This window comes from Lishizhenia sp., from assembly GCF_033720595.1.
GTDB lineage: Bacteria > Bacteroidota > Bacteroidia > Flavobacteriales_D > Crocinitomicaceae > Lishizhenia.
In genome coordinates this window covers 1-18936 of record NZ_JAWWCF010000038.1, presented here as the reverse complement: position 1 = coordinate 18936, position 18936 = coordinate 1, and the positions used below count along the sequence as shown (strand labels likewise).

At 37.5% G+C, this 18936-nt stretch carries 20 protein-coding genes; 13 read left to right on the top strand and 7 right to left on the bottom strand.

The genetic code is table 11. From position 1 onward, the window contains the following. Positions 1-734: multicopper oxidase domain-containing protein (locus tag R3333_RS04460; protein ID WP_318957502.1), on the bottom strand; the 734-nt coding region annotated here is incomplete at its 3' end. An 8-nt stretch (positions 735-742) separates the two neighbouring features. After that, positions 743-1429: a T9SS type A sorting domain-containing protein gene (locus tag R3333_RS04455; protein WP_318957501.1), complete on the bottom strand. Its 687-nt coding sequence runs from the start codon at positions 1427-1429 to the stop codon at positions 743-745. A 248-nt stretch (positions 1430-1677) separates the two neighbouring features. Here R3333_RS04455 and R3333_RS04450 point away from each other — a divergent pair, with 248 nt between their 5' ends. From R3333_RS04450 to R3333_RS04410, 9 genes are all read left to right on the top strand, one after another. After that, positions 1678-2355 carry a TetR/AcrR family transcriptional regulator gene (locus R3333_RS04450; RefSeq protein ID WP_318957500.1) on the top strand — a complete coding sequence of 226 codons (678 nt, stop codon included), beginning with the start codon at positions 1678-1680 and terminating at the stop codon, positions 2353-2355. Next, positions 2352-2672: a hypothetical protein gene (locus tag R3333_RS04445; protein ID WP_318957499.1), complete on the top strand. Its 321-nt coding sequence runs from the start codon at positions 2352-2354 to the stop codon at positions 2670-2672. The genes R3333_RS04450 and R3333_RS04445 overlap by 4 nt, the downstream gene beginning before the upstream one ends. 53 nt (positions 2673-2725) lie before the next feature. Beyond that, the gene (locus R3333_RS04440; RefSeq protein ID WP_318957498.1) at positions 2726-4396 is read left to right on the top strand and encodes a peptidase domain-containing ABC transporter; all 1671 of its coding nucleotides are present in this window, start codon (positions 2726-2728) and stop codon (positions 4394-4396) included. A gap of 1 nt (position 4397) precedes the next feature. Beyond that, positions 4398-5750, top strand: a complete 1353-nt coding sequence (locus R3333_RS04435; RefSeq protein ID WP_318957497.1) for an HlyD family secretion protein — start codon at positions 4398-4400, stop codon at positions 5748-5750. Beyond that, complete coding sequence (locus R3333_RS04430; RefSeq protein ID WP_318957496.1) at positions 5747-7129, top strand: TolC family protein; 1383 nt, start codon at positions 5747-5749, stop codon at positions 7127-7129. The genes R3333_RS04435 and R3333_RS04430 overlap by 4 nt, the downstream gene beginning before the upstream one ends. Before the next feature lie 65 nt (positions 7130-7194). Next, positions 7195-7635, top strand: a complete 441-nt coding sequence (locus tag R3333_RS04425; protein WP_318957495.1) for a hypothetical protein — start codon at positions 7195-7197, stop codon at positions 7633-7635. Positions 7636-7690: 55 nt separating this feature from the next. Then, positions 7691-8248: a PhnA domain-containing protein gene (locus R3333_RS04420; protein ID WP_318957494.1), complete on the top strand. Its 558-nt coding sequence runs from the start codon at positions 7691-7693 to the stop codon at positions 8246-8248. A gap of 69 nt (positions 8249-8317) precedes the next feature. Next, positions 8318-8734 (top strand): hypothetical protein, encoded by a 417-nt coding sequence (locus R3333_RS04415; protein ID WP_318957492.1) that lies wholly within the window; start codon positions 8318-8320, stop codon positions 8732-8734. A gap of 143 nt (positions 8735-8877) precedes the next feature. Continuing rightward, positions 8878-10089, top strand: coding sequence for a metallophosphoesterase (locus R3333_RS04410; protein WP_318957491.1), 1212 nt, complete (start codon positions 8878-8880; stop codon positions 10087-10089). Positions 10090-10251: 162 nt separating this feature from the next. Here R3333_RS04410 and arsB read toward each other — a convergent pair whose 3' ends face one another. The 4 genes from arsB to R3333_RS04390 are packed head-to-tail and all read right to left on the bottom strand — an operon-like array spanning position 10252 to position 12754. Then, on the bottom strand, positions 10252-11304 hold the full coding sequence (arsB, locus tag R3333_RS04405; protein WP_318957490.1) for an ACR3 family arsenite efflux transporter: 1053 nt from the start codon (positions 11302-11304) through the stop codon (positions 10252-10254). 1 nt (position 11305) lies between these two features. Next, a complete protein-coding gene (locus tag R3333_RS04400) occupies positions 11306-11890 on the bottom strand; it encodes a protein-tyrosine-phosphatase (RefSeq protein ID WP_318957489.1) in 585 nt (194 codons plus the stop codon). Positions 11891-11901: 11 nt separating this feature from the next. Further along, a complete protein-coding gene (locus tag R3333_RS04395) occupies positions 11902-12384 on the bottom strand; it encodes a DUF6428 family protein (RefSeq protein ID WP_318957488.1) in 483 nt (160 codons plus the stop codon). 43 nt (positions 12385-12427) lie between these two features. Next, on the bottom strand, positions 12428-12754 hold the full coding sequence (locus R3333_RS04390; RefSeq protein WP_090249187.1) for an ArsR/SmtB family transcription factor: 327 nt from the start codon (positions 12752-12754) through the stop codon (positions 12428-12430). Between the two features lie 130 nt (positions 12755-12884). Here R3333_RS04390 and R3333_RS04385 point away from each other — a divergent pair, with 130 nt between their 5' ends. From R3333_RS04385 to rmuC, 4 genes are all read left to right on the top strand, one after another. Further along, positions 12885-13466, top strand: a complete 582-nt coding sequence (locus tag R3333_RS04385) for a methyltransferase domain-containing protein (RefSeq protein ID WP_318957487.1) — start codon at positions 12885-12887, stop codon at positions 13464-13466. Between the two features lie 163 nt (positions 13467-13629). After that, entirely contained in the window at positions 13630-15147 is a 1518-nt protein-coding gene (locus tag R3333_RS04380) for a sensor histidine kinase (protein ID WP_318957486.1), read from the top strand. Between the two features lie 205 nt (positions 15148-15352). Beyond that, positions 15353-16900 (top strand): protein adenylyltransferase SelO, encoded by a 1548-nt coding sequence (locus R3333_RS04375; RefSeq protein WP_318957485.1) that lies wholly within the window; start codon positions 15353-15355, stop codon positions 16898-16900. Between the two features lie 87 nt (positions 16901-16987). After that, entirely contained in the window at positions 16988-18313 is a 1326-nt protein-coding gene (rmuC, locus tag R3333_RS04370) for a DNA recombination protein RmuC (RefSeq protein ID WP_318957483.1), read from the top strand. Here rmuC and R3333_RS04365 read toward each other — a convergent pair. Then, entirely contained in the window at positions 18310-18705 is a 396-nt protein-coding gene (locus tag R3333_RS04365) for a Fur family transcriptional regulator (RefSeq protein ID WP_318957482.1), read from the bottom strand. The two genes, rmuC and R3333_RS04365, sit on opposite strands and share 4 nt — an antisense overlap. Between the last annotated feature and the right edge of the window lie 231 nt (positions 18706-18936).

The window sequence follows — 18936 nt, the reverse complement described above, 5'->3', positions numbered from 1 at the left end:
GTGTCTTTAGATCTTCCTACGTGATTGGGGAATTTTGTGGATGATTTTATCGTTAAATGGTATCCATGGAAGTGGATTGAATGTAAGGACTGTCCTGTATTGACCATGTATATCAAGATTGTATCTCCCATATTACCGATAACTCTAGCATTCGAATCGTTGTTGATGTGAGGGTTACTTTTTCCGTTAATGGTGAAATAATCAGGGTAGTATGCATTCCAATCAACGGATGTACCTTGATTTAAGGATTCGTTGTATGCACTTTGATGCTCTTTCATGTTCCAATAAAAACTACTTGCTGAAGAGCTAGGATTTTTTACGACAATCATTCCTCCTAAACCCATATATCTGTAGGCTTCCGAAAGACTATGGTCATAGTAAATGTGTGCACCAAAATCTTGATAAGTAAAAGAAATAGTGGCTGTATCATCTGGTGCAATTAGGGTGGCTATATTGGATATGTCCTTTATATCAAAGCCATGAGATACGCTATCTGTGTTTATAACTGTCAAAACCATTTGGTCTCCCATGTTCATTATCAATCGTTCGTTTTCATTTGAAAAAACGGAGGAAGAGTTAAATGCAAAATATGGAATGTTCGTGTTATCAACAGTGGTCATTTCACCTCTATTAATATATAAAGTATCCTCGATTACAGCAGCATAGGATTGTTGGAAGCCCACAATGCAAAAAGCGAAGAGTACTAGACTCTTCGCAAGCTTATTAATATTCATAAACAGAATTATTTAATCACTAATCTTTTTGATATTACTTCGTTGTCTGATGTTTTAATAGCGACGATGTATACTCCCTTTTTTAAAGTTGAAACATCTACCAAAGATTCTTCATTTCCTTCAATGAATAAAACCTCTTCACCTAGACTGTTAAAAACCTGGGCAGTATAAGTACCTTTACCTTTAATGGAGAATTTGTCATTTGTTGGGTTAGGGAAAATAGAAAAGTCAACTAAATCTGTCTGGTCAACGCTAGCGGTTTGAGGATCCCAAGAAATTTCCCATGATACAGTATCTCCTCGCGTTGGATCATTGGCATCGTATACATAAATTTCTACTTTACCCGATCCCGCATTTGAACCCGTGGTTAAATTCAATTTAAACCATCCGGTTACACCGTTTTGAGCTTCAGATTGGGTTATAGGTGACATAGATCCGCTTGCTGGAATCCCAACAGCACAACCTCCATAATCGCATAAAGAATAACTCCAAGATGCCGGAAGTGTGTTCGAAACTAATTCCCAATTATATTGAATAGCTTCGGGAGAAGGTGTATTGATGTCAATATCATAGCCTTCGAAATTTGGGTTTTGTACGGTAGCTACCCAGTGTTGTTCAATTGGGTATATAAAGTCTTGAGCGTTAGTGGTAATTGATAAGACTAGTGTAAGCAATGTTAAGTAGAAGTTCTTCATTTTAATGTTTTATAGTTTGCGTTTCTAAGGTAAATTTTTTTTGAAGGTGTAAAAAAGGATGTTTTCAATATAGTTGGAGTCCTATCTGTGAATTTTACAAATTTCTCTTTTGACCTAATGGGGGAACAGTTTGTATTTTTTGAAGTCTATCATGCTTTGTCAATTAACGACTTAAAAATAGATTTAATAGTTTTTTAATACAAAATGATAGTAATACTATTATATTTGTAAGTGCTCGTATAATTAATATGGAAGGCTTTAAAGGAAAAATATCAATTCAAGTTAGCGAAAAGGTTTATTTAAAACAGCCTGATTCGTCAGCTCTGGGGAAGAAAATTGTCTCAGGTGCTATTGATATGATAGATGAAAAGGGATTTGAAGATTTCACATTTAAAAAATTAGCCAAGGCCATTTCATCCACGGAAGCATCCATCTATCGATATTTTACCTCAAAGCATAATTTATTGGTTTACCTTATACTTTGGTATTGGGGTTGGCAAGAGTACAGGTTAATTTTGGCGACCACAAACGTGGAAGACCCGAGAGAGCGACTGAAAAAAGCCTTGAAAGTTTTAGTAGAAAAAACTGTAATTGATACAACGTTCTCTCAAGTTGATGAAGAAAAACTTCAACGCATAGTTATTTCGGAATCAGGGAAAGCTTATTTTAGCAAAGCGGTTGACCATGAAAATGAAATGGGCTATTTTAAGCAATACAAAGATGTTGTACAAGGTGTGGCAGATTTGGTGTTGGATGTGAATCCAAACTTCAAGTATCCACACATGTTGGTTTCCACGGTTATCGGAGGAGCTCAACATCAACGTTATTTTGCAGAGCATTTGCCCAAACTTACCGATGTGATTGAAGGGGAGGATGCGATTAGTGATTTTTATTTAGACCTCGTATTTAAAGAAATAGAAGCTTGAGAAAAGAAGATTTGACATACAGATTTTTATTGCGCAGTGGATTCATTCTGTTGTTCATGGGCTTTTTTATTTTCTTAAATATAGGCTTCACCACCGTTTCCGAAGATGGAAAGCTTAGCTTTTTAATAGAACAAACAGGAGAAGATGTGGATGGTGAAGAAATCCCGTCGTTTGATTTGGAGGAGGAACTCTTTAGTGAAAATACGCTTGCAATTCCCGCTGTATTCGAAGGCGATGAACAAGCGATGAAAGAAATGGCACTGTTACTACCCAATAGTATGAATTACTTGCCCACTACACCACCTCCAGAGCTTTAATTTGCATTAAAGCCTGATCCCGCCTGCCCTAAATTTAACTTTTGAAACATACTATGAAGAGAACTTTGAGTCCCATCAACAGATTTTGGTTATTGTTAAAACCTGATGGGAAAGAAATAAGAAATATTTACGTTTACGCCTTCTTTAATGGGTTGGTGAGTTTGTCTCTGCCTGTTGGTATACAAGCAATAATCAACTTAATACAAGGGGGGCAAATGACCACTTCCTGGGTTGTACTTGTCTCTTTTGTAATACTGGGGATTATCTTTTCTGGAATTCTTCAAATTAATCAATTAAAGATTACAGAGAATTTGCAACAAAAGATTTTTACAAGAGCCGCTTTTGAGTTTGCCTACCGTGTGCCTCGCGTAAAACTTGAGGCAATTTATAGACATTATGCACCTGAATTGATGAACAGGTTTTTCGATGTGGTAGCTGTTCAAAAGGGACTTTCTAAAGTATTGATTGATTTCTCTACGGCATCTATTCAAACTATATTTGGTTTAATACTCTTGTGTTTATACCATCCCTTCTTTATTGTTTATAGTATGGTGTTGGTAGTTTTAGTGTACGCCATTTTTAAATTAACAAGTGCAAAAGGCTTATCAACAAGTTTAACAGAATCTAAACACAAATATACCGTAGTGCACTGGTTAGAAGAGATGGCGCGCTCGAGTATAGGTTTTAAATTGGCCGGTAATGCAGAGTTACCTATGCGTAGGGTGAATAATTACACCGAAGAGTATATCGATTCGAGAGATCAGCACTTTAGAATTTTAAAGTTGCAATACATACTCATGGTAGCCTTTAAGGTGTTGGTAGCTGCAGGTTTGTTAATCGTTGGTTCTGTTTTAGTAATGGAACAGCAAATGAATATTGGAGAATTCGTTGCGGCAGAAATCATTATTCTTTTGGTAATGGGATCTGTAGAGAAAATTATCCAAAGTTTAGAGACTATTTATGACCTATTGGCTTCTATTGAAAAGATAGCTCAGGTGACAGATTTAGAGTTAGAATCAAACATCGGGATGAGCGTTGAAGAGGAGGAATGTGAAGGAGGAATGTCCGTGGAAGTAAAGGATGTATCTTTTTCTTACCCTTATGAAAAGGAGTTGGTGATTAAAAACCTAAACCTTCGCATCGAAGGAGGTTCCAACGTATTGTTAACGGGGGCTTCTAATGAGGGGAAATCTACATTGTTGTATTTGATATCCAATCTTTACCTTCCTATCCAAGGTAGTTTGATATTGAATGAATTACCTGCGCGTAATTACAATCCACAAAAGTTAAGAGAATCTATGGGGGCTTTATTCTTAAACGAAACTTTGTTTGAGGGTACAGTTTTGGAAAACATTACAATGGGTAGGGATAGAGCGACCATGGAAAATGTGAAGTGGGCATTGAAGAATGTGGGCTTAACGCGTTATATAAAATCCTTGCCGGATGGATTGTCTACGCAAATATCTCCGCAGGGCAAACAATTTTCTAAAGGTGTTGTAGATAAATTATTATTGGCTAGAACGATAGTAGATCGTCCGAAATTACTCTTGTTGAAGGATGTGTTTTCTTCAATGGGTGAAGCGGAGAAGTTAGAAATTGTAAAGTTTTTAACCAACAAAGAAAATGGTTGGACCTTGATTATGGTTTCTAATTCTATAGAAATTAGAAGTATGATGGATCGCGTTCTAGAAGTGAAGGATAAATCAATTAAAGACCTGAAGTAAGATGTTAAATATTTCTCATAACAAAGTATATAAGCACGTTAGAAAAGGGAATTATTCTACTTTGGTTAACGTAGAGGCGAAAACAACGAGTAAAGTACTTAGAAGTATACTTTTGTCTTTGTTTATTGTTGTAATCATCACCTCTTTTTTACCGTGGACACAAACCATAAGATCTGAAGGGTTTGTCACAACTTTAAAACCAGAGCATAGACCACAGCGATTGAATTCTGTGATCGGAGGTCAGGTAGAAACATGGTTTGTACAAGAGGGTGATTTTGTATCGAAAGGTGATACCATCTTGAAAATTAAAGAAATTAAAGATGCTTACTTCGATGAAAAATTATTAAATCGTACAAAAAACCAAGTAGATCTTAAAAAGAAATCTGCTACTAACTATGGCGATAAAGTTAAGTTGATTGATCAGCAAATGGCAGTGCTAAAGGCGCAAAGAGATTTGAGTTTGTCACAAGCGGAAAACAAGTTGCAACAGGCCATTTTGAAGGTGCAAAACGATAGTATTAACGCCACGGCAGAAGCAACGAATTATGCAATTGCGCAGCAGCAATTCAATCGTATGGATAGTTTGTACCGTCAAGGGTTAAAGTCTAAATACGATTTTGAACAAAGAAAATTAAAACTTCAACAGACGCAAGCCTATGCCTTATCTGCAAGGAACAAATGGTTAAATGCAAAAAATGAAGTAACGAATCTTCGTATCAATTTGAACAACATACAAGTAAAGTTTCAAAGTGATTTGAACAAGTTGCAATCAGAACGAATTTCTACCTTAACTCAACAAAATGAGGCAGAGGGAAGTGTAAATAAATTAGAAAATACCTACAGTAATTATCAATTTAGAAATGGATTGTACTTCATTACCGCTCCTCAAAATGGTTACATCACTAAAACGGCTACCTACGGGATAGGAGAAATCATTAAGGAAGGGGAAGAAATTCTTTCTTTCATGCCTATGGATTATGAATTGGCCTTAGAACTCTATGTAGAGCCTATTGATTTACCTTTGATTCAGGTCAGCGAGGAGGTGCGTATACAGTTTGATGGTTGGCCTGCGATTATTTTCTCAGGATGGCCCAATGCATCGCACGGTACCTATAGTGGGAAGATATACGCTATCGATCAATTTATTTCTTCCAATGGAAAATATAGGGTGTTAGTGATGCAAGACCCCGATAAGATTCCTTGGCCAGATGCACTTAGAGTAGGTTCTGGAGCATCCAATTTAATTTTATTAGGAGACGTTCCTGTTTGGTACGAACTCTGGCGTAATGTGAATGGCTTCCCACCAGAATATTACAAAGCCAAAGAACAAAAAGATAAAAAAGCGAAAAAATGAAGCAATTAATATGTATTGGTTTGTTGTTTCCTTTTTTGCTGGTGGCGCAAACTCAACTTCAAGATAGCTCAAATACCTTCAGTTATGAGGAGTATATGAATGTTGTCATGCAACATCATCCAATGGCCTATCAGGCGCAATTAAAGTTGGAAAGTGGTGATGCTTATTTGCAAAAAGGGAGAGGTGGCTTTGATCCAAAACTGTTGGGAGATGCCCAACAAAAATACTACGATGGCAAACAGTATTATAGTTATTTGCACGGTGGGTTAAAGGTTCCTACTTGGTTTGGTATTGAGTTAATGGCAGGGTATGACAATAACATGGGGTACCGCTTAAATGAAGAAAGTTATACGCCCGATTTAGGACTGTGGAATGCCGGGATTGCTGTCAACTTAGGGCAAGGTTTGTTTATAGATCAGCGAAGAGCGGATTTGAAACAGGCCAAGTTAATGCAACAAAATACGGTTCAGGAACAAAAGTTAATGCTCAATGAGTTAAAGCTACAAGCTGCTCAGGCCTATTTTGATTGGTACAAAGCCTATACAAAACGCAATTTATTGGAAGACAATCTATCTTTGGTTCAGGTAAGGTTAATCAATTTAAGAGAGAGCGTTAAATATGGAGATATTCCCGCCGTTGATACGCTTAAGGCGAGTATTCAGGTACAAGATAGAAAGCTGAAATTTATGCAGGCAGAAGTGGAACTCACCAACAAACGTATTTGGTTAAACACCTACTTGTGGCAAGATGGATTTTTGCCTTTAGAGGTGGATAGTTTACAAGTCCCAGCGTTAAATTCTGTGGCACAACCTGCTCTGGTAGACCTAGAAAATACCGTTGACACGCATCCGGAAATCTTGCTGTTTCAGAATGACATTAGAGGTGTGATGATAGATACCCGCATGAAAAGGGAAGCGTTAAAGCCAAAATTTGAAGTGAAGTATAATGCCTTGGGTGATCAAACCGGAAATGGAATTCTTCAGGATTACACCTTGAATAATTATAAGTGGGGGGCGACCTTTGCTTATCCTATCTTCACGCGAAAGGAAAGAGCCAATGTAAAGCTGAATGAAATTAAACTGGAGACACAAGAAAGTAAGCTGTTGTTGAAAAAAACGCAGTTGTCTTACAAAATTGAAAGTGTACAAAATTCATTGAACAATACCATCCAGCAGATAGCTGTGCAAGAGCGTGCTGTAGAAATGTATCAATCTTTGTTGGATGCGGAACAGAGCCTTTTTGATGCCGGCGAATCTTCTCAATTTTTAATCAATACCAGAGATCAGAATTTGTTAGCGGCGAGAATTAAATTAATCGAATTATACTACACCAGAAATATGCTCAAAGCTCAGTTAGACTATGTTCGCTGTAATTTGTAATGGGTCTAAACTAGTAGGATTTAGAAAGTGTTTACTTAAGCGCTTTTATATATCTTTAAAATAAAATGCGCGCTTTACTTTATACCTTTCTTGTGTTCGTTTTGATGAGCTGTGAGAATGCTCCATTGACACAATTAAAAGAAAACCTTTCGGGGACTTGGGAAATAAGAAATGACCAAGGAGAACTCTTTTTTAAAGAGAAGTGGTATGAGAAAGGAAATCAGTTTTTAGGTGAAGGTCAACGCTTTAGAGAGGGGAGGTTGGTTTTTACGGAGCATTTGGAATTGAAAGAAATTGAGGGTGAACTTTTCTATTTAGTTGAAGATGTAAATCCAGATCCGACGAGTTTTAAGATCAATTATTTTTCAGAAAAGGAGTTCCTAGCAGAAAATTTAGACAATAGTTTTCCAAAGTATATTCATTACAAAATCAGTGCAGATTCTATAGGTGCGTTAGTGTATGGAGACGATGATACTTTGCGTTTTAAAATGCTAAGAGTGAGGTGAAACTGGTAATTCGCTCAAAGATTTACTTTCTTTGCAAAAAAACACACGCACTATCATGAAAAAAGAATTAACAAAGCGCAGCAACGGAAACTGTGAGATTTGTGGAGCTGAAGCTACTGCTATATATACTGTTGCACCGAAAGATGCCAATGATATTAATGGAAATGTTCACCTATGTTCTACTTGTAATGATCAATTAACAGGTGCAGCAGAAGTGGATGGTAATCACTGGAGATGTTTGAATGATGCCATGTGGAGCGAAGTAGATGCCGTGAAGGTAATAGCTTACCGCATGTTACACCAATTGAAAGGTGAAGGTTGGCCAATGGATTTGATTGACATGATTTACCTAGAAGATGATGTATTGACTTGGGCCAAAGAAGGTGTTGAGGATGAAAATGCAGTGAAACACGTGGATAGTAATGGTGCTGTTTTAGAAAATGGTGACTCTGTTGTATTGATCAAAGACTTGAAAGTTAAAGGGGGTGGTTTTACAGCAAAACGTGGAACAGCAGTAAGAAATATTACGCTGGTACAAGATAACCCGGAGCATATTGAGGGTAAGGTAGAAGGACAACGCATAGTAATTCTGACTCAGTACGTTAAGAAATAATCAAATCGTAAATATTTGTTTGATGCAAATACTTTTTTAGTATTTTCGAAACAAATTTAGAAGTAAAAAATGATTGAAGAATTAGAAAACTACGTTGAGCAAGGTGAATTTGACTTGCATGATTTTGATGATCTAGATGTAGTTGTAGATGACCTACCCAATGAACCTGGAGTAATTTCTGTTTACAGTATTGTAGGTGGAAAAGAGAATTTTGTTTTTATCGCCTCTTCCGGAGAAGTAGATAAACAAGGGAGTTATGGAAAAAACACCTTGAAAAGTTTGTTCAACAAAAAAAATGCAGCTTGTGATATGCAAGAGGTGTTTGAAGAACAGTTTGCAAAAAATAATGCAGATTCTTACCGCGTGTATTGGTTTGTAACTTCGGATAAAGAATTTTTTGATATACCGAACTTTGTAAAGGGAAGAGTGATGCAAGAGTATTTTGACATGCACAATGAACTTCCTCCTTGGAACGATAAGTTTTAAGTACAGAGCAAGTAAAAGATATAAAAGTCACTCCGTTTGGGGTGACTTTTTTGTTTTATGTCGTGCACAAACATCTAGGTTCTTTCAAATTGCACTAATTTTCAGCTACCAAAATTTATCAAGTGAAAATGTCGGTTGGGGTTGTGATTACAATAATATTAGTATTGCTTTTTTTATTAAAGCTCTACGTTTATAGAGGAATGTATCAAGCGAGTTTATCGCTTTGGTTTACACGATCTTATTTTGCCGTTTCGGCGCTGGTGTTTTTCATTGGTGTAGCAGTGTTTTACAGATTGTTTACTCAAGGAGGTGCTCCTAGTTTTTGGAGTAATTTCTTTAGTGCTTTGATGTTTACGTTTACAATCGTAGAACTTTTAATGAGTGCGGTATTCTTTTTAGATGATGTTTTGATTTTCTTTAATTGGATAGGTGAGAAGTTTACGCGTAAAGAAACTGTAGAACTGGTAACGGAACGTAGAAGGTTCATTAAAATGGCGGGGTTAGGTTTAGCTGCGATACCTTTTGCTTCTTTTTTATATGGAATAACCAAAGGGAAATATGCCTACAAAATTCACAAGGTAAAACTTGCCGCGAAAGACTTGCCCAAAGCTTTTCACGGATTTAAAATTGTACAGTTTTCTGATTTTCACTCGGGTTCTTTTGACTCCTTGGAAAGTGTGAAAAGGGGAGTAGATTTAATGCAAGAGCAAAATGCTGATTTGATCCTTTTTACCGGTGATATTGTGAATTCTGACGCTAAGGAGATCTTGCCTTACAATCATTTATTGAAGAATCTTAGTGCTCCTTTTGGTAAGTATGCCGTACTCGGAAATCACGATTATGCTATACATGGGCGTGGAAGGGCAGATCAAGCCATTGTTCAGCAAAGTGTGATAGATGTAAGTAAGAATCACCAAGATGCTGGTTTTGAAATGTTACACAACAGAAATGTTACCCTCAGCAAAGACGGCGAACAAATTAAATTGGTTGGAGTAGAAAACTGGGGGACAGGTTTTATACAACGCGGTGATATTCATAAGGCTTACGAAGGTGTAAATGACGGAGAGTTTAACATTTTAATGTCGCACGATCCAACGCACTGGGATGCGCAAATAAAAGATTTCCCTAAGAAGGTACACTTGACTTTGTCGGGTCACACGCACGGAACACAAATGGGGGTAGAAATAGGTGATTTCAAATGGAGTCCGTCTAAATACATCTACAAACAATGGGCAGGACTTTATACGGAAGGAGAACAAAATCTTTACGTGAACCGCGGATTTGGATTCCTAGGTTTTGCAGGTAGAGTAGGAATATTACCTGAAATTACGGTGATAGAGTTGGAACAAGCATAACTCAATTCAAACAGCGATAGTAATGGCAGCGAGGTGCTGCACTTAAAAGATATAAAACAATAAAACCCGCAGCGACATTAGAAGCTGCGGGTTTTTATGTTTTGTTTTTAAGGGTAAACCGACTAAAATGGATAGCGCGGCTGTTTGCCTAAAAAAAAGTCCTTAATATTTGTGTTTGTTCGCAATTCTTACCAAGCTCAACATTACCGGAACTTCGATGAGTACACCTACCACCGTTGCCAAGGTTGCACCTGAATTTAAACCGAAAATAGAAATGGCCACGGCCACGGCTAATTCGAAGAAATTACTGCTTCCGATAAGCGCGGAAGGAGCACAAATTTGGTGGGGAAGTTTTAAGAATTTACCCGTAAACCAACTGGCGAAAAAGATGAAGTACGTTTGAATAGCCAAAGGCACGGCGATTAATAATATTGCAAATGGATCGTTAACGATTTTATCTCCTTGGAAGGCAAAAATCAATACCAAAGTAGCCAAAAGAGCGACTATAGAAAGTGGTTTTAAGGCTTTTAAGAATTTATTCTCAAACCATTCTTTACCGCGTTTCTTGATGAGTCTTTTGTGACTGAAATATCCTGCAGTCAAAGGCAATACCACAAAAATGAATACAGAACTAAACAAGGCATCGTAAGGAATGTCTAGTGCTTGTCCTTCCGTGTTTGTAAACTCTATACCAAAAAGGTAAAAGAGAAAACTTACAATGGGAATGAAAAGGACTAAAAGGATTAAATCGTTCAGTGCGACTTGTACCAAGGTGTAATTGGCGTTTCCTTTCGTGAGGTAAGACCAAACAAAAACCATAGCTGTACAAGGAGCTGCACCTAATAAGATAGCTCCCGCCAAGTATTCATTAGCCAATTCTGGACTCAACCAATTATTGAAAACTATATGAAAGAAAAAGTAAGACACCAAAGCCATTGAGATGGGTTTTATAAGCCAATTTACTGTGGCTGTAAGTCCCAACCCCCTTACGTGTTCGTTTACTCTCCCCAGTTGCGCAAAGTCGATTTGCACCATCATGGGGTAAATCATTAACCAAACTAAGATAGCTACGGGGATGTTTACTGTAGATATATTGAATTCAGCGATAGGAGTGATGGCGTCTTGGAAAAAATGTCCGAGTGTTACACCTGCCACTATACAAATGGCTACCCATAGGGTTAAGTTTTTTTCGAAAAATCCGATTTTAGCTTCCATTTTATTGCTTTGAAAGTTGAGAGAAAATTGTGTGGAGGTCTTGGGCGATTTCTAAACTGCGTTCTTGGTACATTTTTGCTTCTAAATCTGTGTCGTCAAAAGCTTTAGGATCTTCGTAACGGTAAGGTATACGTGCCAAAGCTCCAGGAATAAACGGACAGTTTTCATCTGCATGATCACAGGTCATAAGCGCTACAAAGTTTTCTTTGGGTAGGCTGTCATCGTCTATGGTTTTCGACCATAATTCAATAGGAGCTACACCTTCAGCGAAAAACACTTTGTAAAGAGGATTTTCACCTTCTTCTGCTTGAATTTGGAATCCTTGTGCTTTTAGAGTTGCTATCGTTCTCGGGTTACATTCGGTAACTTCAGTTCCGGCAGAATAGCTTTTGATATTTAGCTGGAAATGATGCGCCAAAACATGCGCCCAAACTTGCCCCAATTGCGATCTTCTAGAATTGTGAGTACACACAAAAACGAGTTGGTTTTCTACTGTGTTGTGCGTATGTAAAAAGTCAAGGAGGTCTGTACTTTTGACCTCCTTGTTTTCTATGTTTTTGATGAGTTGTTTTATTTTCTCAAACATCTTTTACGATTTTAACAACATCCAGAACTTGGTGAACAACAGCTAGAAGCTTCTTCTTTAGTTGCCGTTAAATCTTGTAAGCTCATTTTTGGCTTAGATGCAGGAATTCCGCACTTATCTGGTGCCAAACAGTTGGTTAATTTGTTGGTTAAGGCAAAGTTTTCACCTTTTGTTTCAATTCCAAATTTACCGATAGTACCCGCTTGGTATTCTACTTCTATTTCAGCGTTAGGTAAGCCTAACTTCTCCACTGCCAAATCAATGATGTTAATTAATTTCTCTGGGTGCAAACGGTGATCGTAATCGTCGGCCTCCCACAACTGGAAGTTTACCACAGTTTCGTCTCTTAATACTCCACCGCAATCGATAAAGCTTTTTACTACTTTACCAACTTCTGTTACGTGGAAGTGAGCAGGTACCAATTCTCCGTTAGGTAGTTCAAATCCTAATCTTTCTTTTGTGCCTAATAAGGCTCTGAATTCTTGTAATTTCATATCTTTTATATTGCAATATTATGAGGAGTGCCGACAAATTTTTTTAACAGCACTTTTTAGTTTCTATACTCTCGAAAAAGAACCCAAGAGCGTTTTTGAAAGCATTCCAATTTTCTGTATTGATACAGTAATTCATGGCTTTACCTTCTATGTTTCCTTGGATGAGTCCTATGTTTTTTAACTCTTTTAAATGCTGAGAAATGGTTGCTTGTGCTAATCCCAATTCATCTACTAAGTGAGAGTTAATGCACTGTTCACTTTTTATTAAATACTGAAGAATGGCTATACGAGCAGGGTGAGCCAATACTTTGGCCATGTTTGCAATTTCGTTTTGCTCTTCTGTAAATAAATCTGTTTTTGTAAGTCCCATAATTATATATTGCAATATTACGATGTTAATTATTGACCACAAAATAAAAGGAGGTGAATTTTTGAAAACGGCAACTTAGGTTACATAAATATTAGCTTGCCTTTTTAACTTTGTAGGAAAAGAAAAGGACATGTTAGACGCGCAATATTGGGAAAACAGGTATCAGGAAAATCAGACAGGTTGGGACATTGGAAATGTTTCTACACCCATTAAAAATTATTTAGATGCTTTAGAAAATAAGGATGTGAAAATTTTATTTCCTGGTGCAGGTAGGGCTCATGAGGCAGAGTATGCACATAGATTAGGTTTTAAAAATGTATATGTGTTAGATTTTGCCCAAAGTGCAATAGAGGCTTTTAAAGAAAGAGTACCCGATTTTCCTGAAAAGCATTTGATTACAGGAGATTTTTTTGCCGTAAACCAGCAATTCGATTTAATTATAGAACAAACCTTCTTTTGTGCTATCGATCCTACATGGCGCCCGAAATATGTGGCTAAAATGAAAGAGCTAATAAAGCCAGAGGGGAAGTTAGTTGGGTTGTTTTTTGATACGGAGTTTGAAAAGCAAGGTCCGCCCTTTGGAGGTTGTAGCGACGATTACCATCAATTATTTTCAACTGCTTTTCAACAGGTTGAATTCAAAAAAGCCAATGATTCCATTACTCCTCGACTAGGGAAGGAAGTTTGGGCAGAGATTAGCAATCCGATTTAGTATCAGAAATTTCAATATTTTATTCAATTCGAAGGCTTGAATTCCTTAAATTCGTCTTCTCTCAAGGCAAAGAACTTTGAGTGAAGTGGCGAAGGATTAATCAAATACGTATAGTTTGTCGAACTTGAAAACAGGCTCATCGGTAGAAAGACCAAAGACTTTTTTGAATAATATTAAAGTTTTATGGGCGATCATTGGTGTGAGTTTAATATTACACATTATAGGCTGGTGGTTGGCTACTTCATTTTATGAAGATAAGTTTTGGGTGATGGAAACCGTACATACGGCCATTGAGGTCGCAGGGTCATCTTTAGCAATCATTGTAGCGTATTGGATTTACACTTTGAGTAAAGCCGGAATTGGCCCTTTGTACGCTGCACGTATTGCAGGTGCGCTTATATTGATGGCCATGTTTGATTCCTTTCATGCGCTTACTGAGGTGGGGAATCTATTTGTATGGTTTCATAGTTTAGCTACATTCTTGGGAGGTTTACTTTTTCTTTCCATCTGGTTACCTCTTCGCATAGATCAAAAGTTGAATTATAAGTTTTTGATCATTGTAATGCTTGCTGCCTGTGTTATTGGAGGACTTTCCTATTACTACGTAGATGCAATTCCGCTTATGGTGGAGGAAGGAAAGTTTACCATTACTTCCATTCTATTGAACTTATTGGGTGGAATATTTTTACTCTTATCATCGGTGCGTTTTATTTTGACGTATAGTAAAACAAGGAATACAGACGACCTTCTGTTTTTTCTTCACTGCGCACTTTTTGGTATGGCAGCTTTGATGTTTGAGCAGTCAGAAGTATGGGATTTTTCTTGGTGGACGTGGCACGTATTGAGATTTTTAGCATTTGTGGTGGCTTTTTGGTTTGTATTTCTTTCGCAAGACAAAATATTTAAAAGCTTAAAGAAGTCGGAGCAAAAGTTGAAAACCTATAATGAAGATTTACAAAGAGGGATAAGCTCTCAAACGAAAAGTTTGAAAGACAAAAACGATTTATTAGAGCAGTACACTTCGTTGGTTTCTCATGATTTGAAAGAACCAATTCGCTCAGTGGTTAGTTTAACTCAAATTTTTGAGGATAAGTATAGCGAAGGTTTAGATGATAGAGGCAAACAAATTATTACCTATATCAAAGATTCGGCGAAGAGAATGGATGAACTGGTGAATCAATTGCAAATTCAAGGAAAGATTGGTTACAACAGCCCACCCGAAACCGTTGATGTTAATGAATTGTTTCGGGTAATTAAGCGCGATTTACATCAGTATATAAAAGATAATAAAGCCAAATTAAACATAGGGAAAATGCCTGTGTTTACGGCATACCCCTTGGAACTTAGATTGCTTTTACAAAACATGGTGAGTAATGCTATAAAGTATTCCAAAGAAAATGAACATCCCGTGATTAACGTGAGCTGTGAAGATCAAGGGGATTACTATTTATTCAAAATAGCCGATAACGGTATTGGTATTGAGGAAAAAAACCAACAAAAGATTTTTGAGTTATTTTCTCGATTACATGGTAGAGGGAGATATGAAGGACTTGGGATAGGACTAGCACAAAGTAAACGTGTAGTGGAGTTACATGCCGGGGAAATTTGGGTGGAATCTGAACTAGGTAAAGGATCAACCTTTTCTTTTACCATCGCTAAAGACATCAGCTCTCATTTATAAAAAAGAATTCAAAGTTCATGCAACAATATTAGGGTGTGAAGCGTCTTTAGTATACCAGTACGCTTGCAGAACGTTTAATCTGTGAAATGTACTCAATTGCTTTTGAGCTGACTCTTGTTAACCAGGAGTCAGCTTTTTTGTTTCGCCGCTATTTTCCTTTCTTTCTAGCAGATAAGCTTTAGCTTTGTAGTAGAGACAATATTATATGACAAACACGAAATTCTTTTCACAAGTATTACCTGCAGATATAAAAACGACCAACGACATTCGCAAAGTGAGTGACGCTTGTTTTTCATGGGTGCAACCCTTACAACCTGAACAACCATGCTTGGTACAGTACAATACAAAGTTCGCGAATGAATTAGGTTTGAATTTTTCGAAAGAAGAGGCGCAGGAAGTATTTAGTGGGCAGAAAGATTATCCCAACCAAAGGCCTTATGCGATGTGTTATGGAGGTCACCAATTTGGGCATTGGGCCGGACAACTTGGTGATGGGAGAGCTATTAATATTGCAGAAATTGAAACTCCTTTAGGCGGGAAAACTCTGCAACTGAAAGGTGCTGGACCAACACCTTATTCTAGAAGTGCAGATGGCTTAGCAGTTTTACGTTCATCAATTAGAGAATATTTATGTAGCGAGGCAATGTTTCATTTAGGGGTACCCACAACTCGCGCTTTATCGCTTAGTTTAAGTGGAAACCAAGTGATGAGAGATGTATTGTACAATGGTAACCCTGCATTAGAACCTGGAGCAATTGTGTGTAGAGTCTCCTCTTCCTTTGTCCGTTTTGGTAGTTTCGAAATATTAGCGGCACGCAGGGAGAAGGAAAACCTGCAAAAATTATTGGATTTTGTAATTGAAGAGTATTACCCCGATTTAGGAGCTCCTTCTCAAGCCACATATGTTAATTTCTTCCAAGAATTAATGGAGCGCACCTTGGCTATGATTATTCATTGGGAGCGTGTTGGATTTGTGCATGGCGTAATGAATACAGATAATATGTCCATCTTAGGAGAAACCATAGATTATGGTCCTTACGGATGGTTAGAAGACTTCGATCCAAATTGGACACCCAATACCACGGATGCTGAGGGTAGAAGGTATAGGTTTGGAAACCAGGCGGCGATAGCCCTGTGGAATTTAAATAAATTGGGAAGCGCTATTTATCCTTTGATTGGCGAAGCTGAACCTTTGGAAAATATTCTCAATCAATTCAAGAAACGCTACTTTGTTCAGCGTGAGAAAATGTATTGCCAGAAACTTGGAATTAGCTACGGTAGTGATGAAGCCGCAGCATTGGTAGAAAAGGTACTTTTACTTTTAGAGAAAAGTAGTATGGATATGACCTTGTTCTGGAGAAGTTTGTCTTTATTCGATTATCAATCTCCGGAAGACCATTTTTCAGAGCTTTCGAAACATAGCTATTTAGAGGCAGATGAAATAACAGCGTTGAAAGAGGATTGGATAGCATGGTTAAAAGATTACGCGGTTCTGACTTTACAAGAAGGAGAAGCTGCCAGTGTGCGTAAACAAAAGATGAATGCGGTGAATCCGAAATACGTATTGCGCAACTACATGGCGCAATTGGCTATAGAAGCAGCAGAGAAAGATGATTTTAGCTTAGTGAATGAGTTGTTTGAGTTATTGCAAAACCCTTATGAGGAACAAGAGGAATATGAAAAGTGGTTCGCCAAACGTCCAGATTGGGCCCTCAATAAAGTAGGTTGCTCTATGCTTTCTTGCAGTAGCTAGATAAAAGATTTTAAAGAATTATAAGATTTAAAGCAGAACATAAGAAAATTACGTTCTGCTTTTTTATTTTCATACAAACGGCAAATTATGGAATACATCACAAGCATAGGAATAGGAGTACTTCTCGTATTAAACCTGCTTCTTTTGCTGCGTTCAAAGCAGAAAGGAAATGAAGAAGCTTTGGGAAAAATGCACCTAGAGCTTCAGGAGAATAGAAAAGAGCTTTTCCAAGAGTTCAGGGTGAACAGGGAAGAACTCAGAGCAAATGTTGAAATGCTGCAAAATCAGCTCATGCAACAATTAAAGTTGAGTGCAGATCAACAGCAACAACGCTTGGATAGATTAGAAAAGGTCTTGCAAGAGAATGCCAAAGAGGGGAGAGATACCTATCATACACAGATGAAAGAATTCCGTGAAGTTTTTGTACAACAGGTTTCACAAATGGTACAACTTCAAAAAGAAAAATTTGTGGAGATGAGTGATAAACAGGAAAAGTTGGTTGTTGCTACAGAAAAGCAATTGGAGAATATTCGTGTTACCGTGGATGAGAAGTTGCACAAAACGCTAGAAAATCGCTTAGGAGAATCTTTTAAAATTGTAAGTGATCGTTTAGAAAAGGTGCAGAAGGGATTAGGAGAAATGCAGAGTTTGGCGCATGGTGTAGGTGATTTAAAACGTGTGTTGACGAATGTGAAAACCCGCGGTGTACTCGGCGAAATTCAATTGGGAAATATTTTAGAACAAATCCTAGCACCAGAGCAATATGAGGCCAATGTAAAAACCAAAAAGAATTCTGGAGCTCACGTAGAATTTGCGATTAAACTTCCCGGTAAAAAACAAGGAGGGGATCCTGTTTACTTACCCATTGATGCTAAATTTCCTCAAGAAGATTATTTGCGCTTGCAACAAGCGTATGAAGTTGGAGATGCCGTCGGAATTGATACTGCTGCTAAGGCATTGCTCAATGCCATTAAGAAATTTGCCAAAGATGTAAGCGATAAATATTTAGATCCTCCAAATACAACAGACTTTGGTGTAATTTTTTTACCCATGGAAGGTTTGTATGCTGAGGTGGTAAAACACCCGGAATTGATAGCTGTTTTACAACGGGAGTATAAAATTATCATTGCCGGACCAACGACCCTGGCTGCCATGTTAAACTCACTACAAATGGGCTTCCAGACCTTGGCCATTCAAAAGCGAAGTTCTGAAGTATGGAAAGTACTCGAAGCTGTGAAAAAAGAATTCCACACTTTTGGCGGGGTGTTGGAGAAAGCACAAAAGAAATTGAATGCCGCGAGTGATGACTTAGATACTTTGGTGGGAACACGTACTAAAATGATGTTGAGTAAACTCAAAAAAATAAAAGAACTCAACTTAGACGAAGATCAAGAACCTACTCAATTACTTTAGTTGCAATTGTCACAAACTCCACGCAAATTAATCTCCATAGATTTGATAATGAAATTCTCTAACTCAAACTTTGGAGCTTGTGGCAATTCTATACAATAAATGCGTTCACAAACTTCACATTTGAAGTGTAAATGCTCGTGTTGATGTTCTCCATCTGCACATTCTTCCTCACAAAGGGCATAGGTTTTTTCTTCATTCGGAAGCGTGATTTCATGAATTACACCATTTTCAATAAAAAGTTTAAGGGTACGGTAGAGTGTAATTCTATCGTGCTTTCCTAAAGCATCTTCTATCTCTTTACTAGTGATAGCGTGATCTTTAGCATTGAATATGTTGACGATTTCTTTACGAAATGTCGTGGGCCTGATATTTTTTTTTGAAAAAACGTCCATAAACTTGCAACAATGTTGCGTTTAATTCTACTTTTGCAACATTGTTGCGAAAATAGAAAGAATTTATGAAAACCTTTTCAGTAATATCCCTTTTTTTATTTCTCTCTGGAATAGTGAGATGTCAATCACTGCAGGGAAGTGTGATGGATGCTGAAACGCAGTTACCCGTTGCATTCGCAAAAGTATTTGTGTTGGAGCTAGAAACAGGTGTTGTTACTGATAGTGTAGGTC

What these genes read in the sequence shown, in the direction of transcription:
- R3333_RS04455 (WP_318957501.1), bottom strand. Translation starts at nt 1,429, where the DNA reads ATGAAGAACTTCTACTTAACATTGCTTACACTAGTCTTATCAATTACC.
- R3333_RS04450 (WP_318957500.1), top strand. Translation starts at nt 1,678, where the DNA reads ATGGAAGGCTTTAAAGGAAAAATATCAATTCAAGTTAGCGAAAAGGTT.
- R3333_RS04385 (WP_318957487.1), top strand. Translation starts at nt 12,885, where the DNA reads ATGTTAGACGCGCAATATTGGGAAAACAGGTATCAGGAAAATCAGACA.
- R3333_RS04395 (WP_318957488.1), bottom strand. Translation starts at nt 12,384, where the DNA reads ATGAAATTACAAGAATTCAGAGCCTTATTAGGCACAAAAGAAAGATTA.
- R3333_RS04415 (WP_318957492.1), top strand. Translation starts at nt 8,318, where the DNA reads ATGATTGAAGAATTAGAAAACTACGTTGAGCAAGGTGAATTTGACTTG.
- R3333_RS04365 (WP_318957482.1), bottom strand. Translation starts at nt 18,705, where the DNA reads ATGGACGTTTTTTCAAAAAAAAATATCAGGCCCACGACATTTCGTAAA.
- R3333_RS04430 (WP_318957496.1), top strand. Translation starts at nt 5,747, where the DNA reads ATGAAGCAATTAATATGTATTGGTTTGTTGTTTCCTTTTTTGCTGGTG.
- rmuC (WP_318957483.1), top strand. Translation starts at nt 16,988, where the DNA reads ATGGAATACATCACAAGCATAGGAATAGGAGTACTTCTCGTATTAAAC.
- R3333_RS04420 (WP_318957494.1), top strand. Translation starts at nt 7,691, where the DNA reads ATGAAAAAAGAATTAACAAAGCGCAGCAACGGAAACTGTGAGATTTGT.
- R3333_RS04425 (WP_318957495.1), top strand. Translation starts at nt 7,195, where the DNA reads ATGCGCGCTTTACTTTATACCTTTCTTGTGTTCGTTTTGATGAGCTGT.
- R3333_RS04390 (WP_090249187.1), bottom strand. Translation starts at nt 12,754, where the DNA reads ATGGGACTTACAAAAACAGATTTATTTACAGAAGAGCAAAACGAAATT.
- R3333_RS04375 (WP_318957485.1), top strand. Translation starts at nt 15,353, where the DNA reads ATGACAAACACGAAATTCTTTTCACAAGTATTACCTGCAGATATAAAA.
- R3333_RS04435 (WP_318957497.1), top strand. Translation starts at nt 4,398, where the DNA reads ATGTTAAATATTTCTCATAACAAAGTATATAAGCACGTTAGAAAAGGG.
- arsB (WP_318957490.1), bottom strand. Translation starts at nt 11,304, where the DNA reads ATGGAAGCTAAAATCGGATTTTTCGAAAAAAACTTAACCCTATGGGTA.
- R3333_RS04400 (WP_318957489.1), bottom strand. Translation starts at nt 11,890, where the DNA reads ATGTTTGAGAAAATAAAACAACTCATCAAAAACATAGAAAACAAGGAG.
- R3333_RS04440 (WP_318957498.1), top strand. Translation starts at nt 2,726, where the DNA reads ATGAAGAGAACTTTGAGTCCCATCAACAGATTTTGGTTATTGTTAAAA.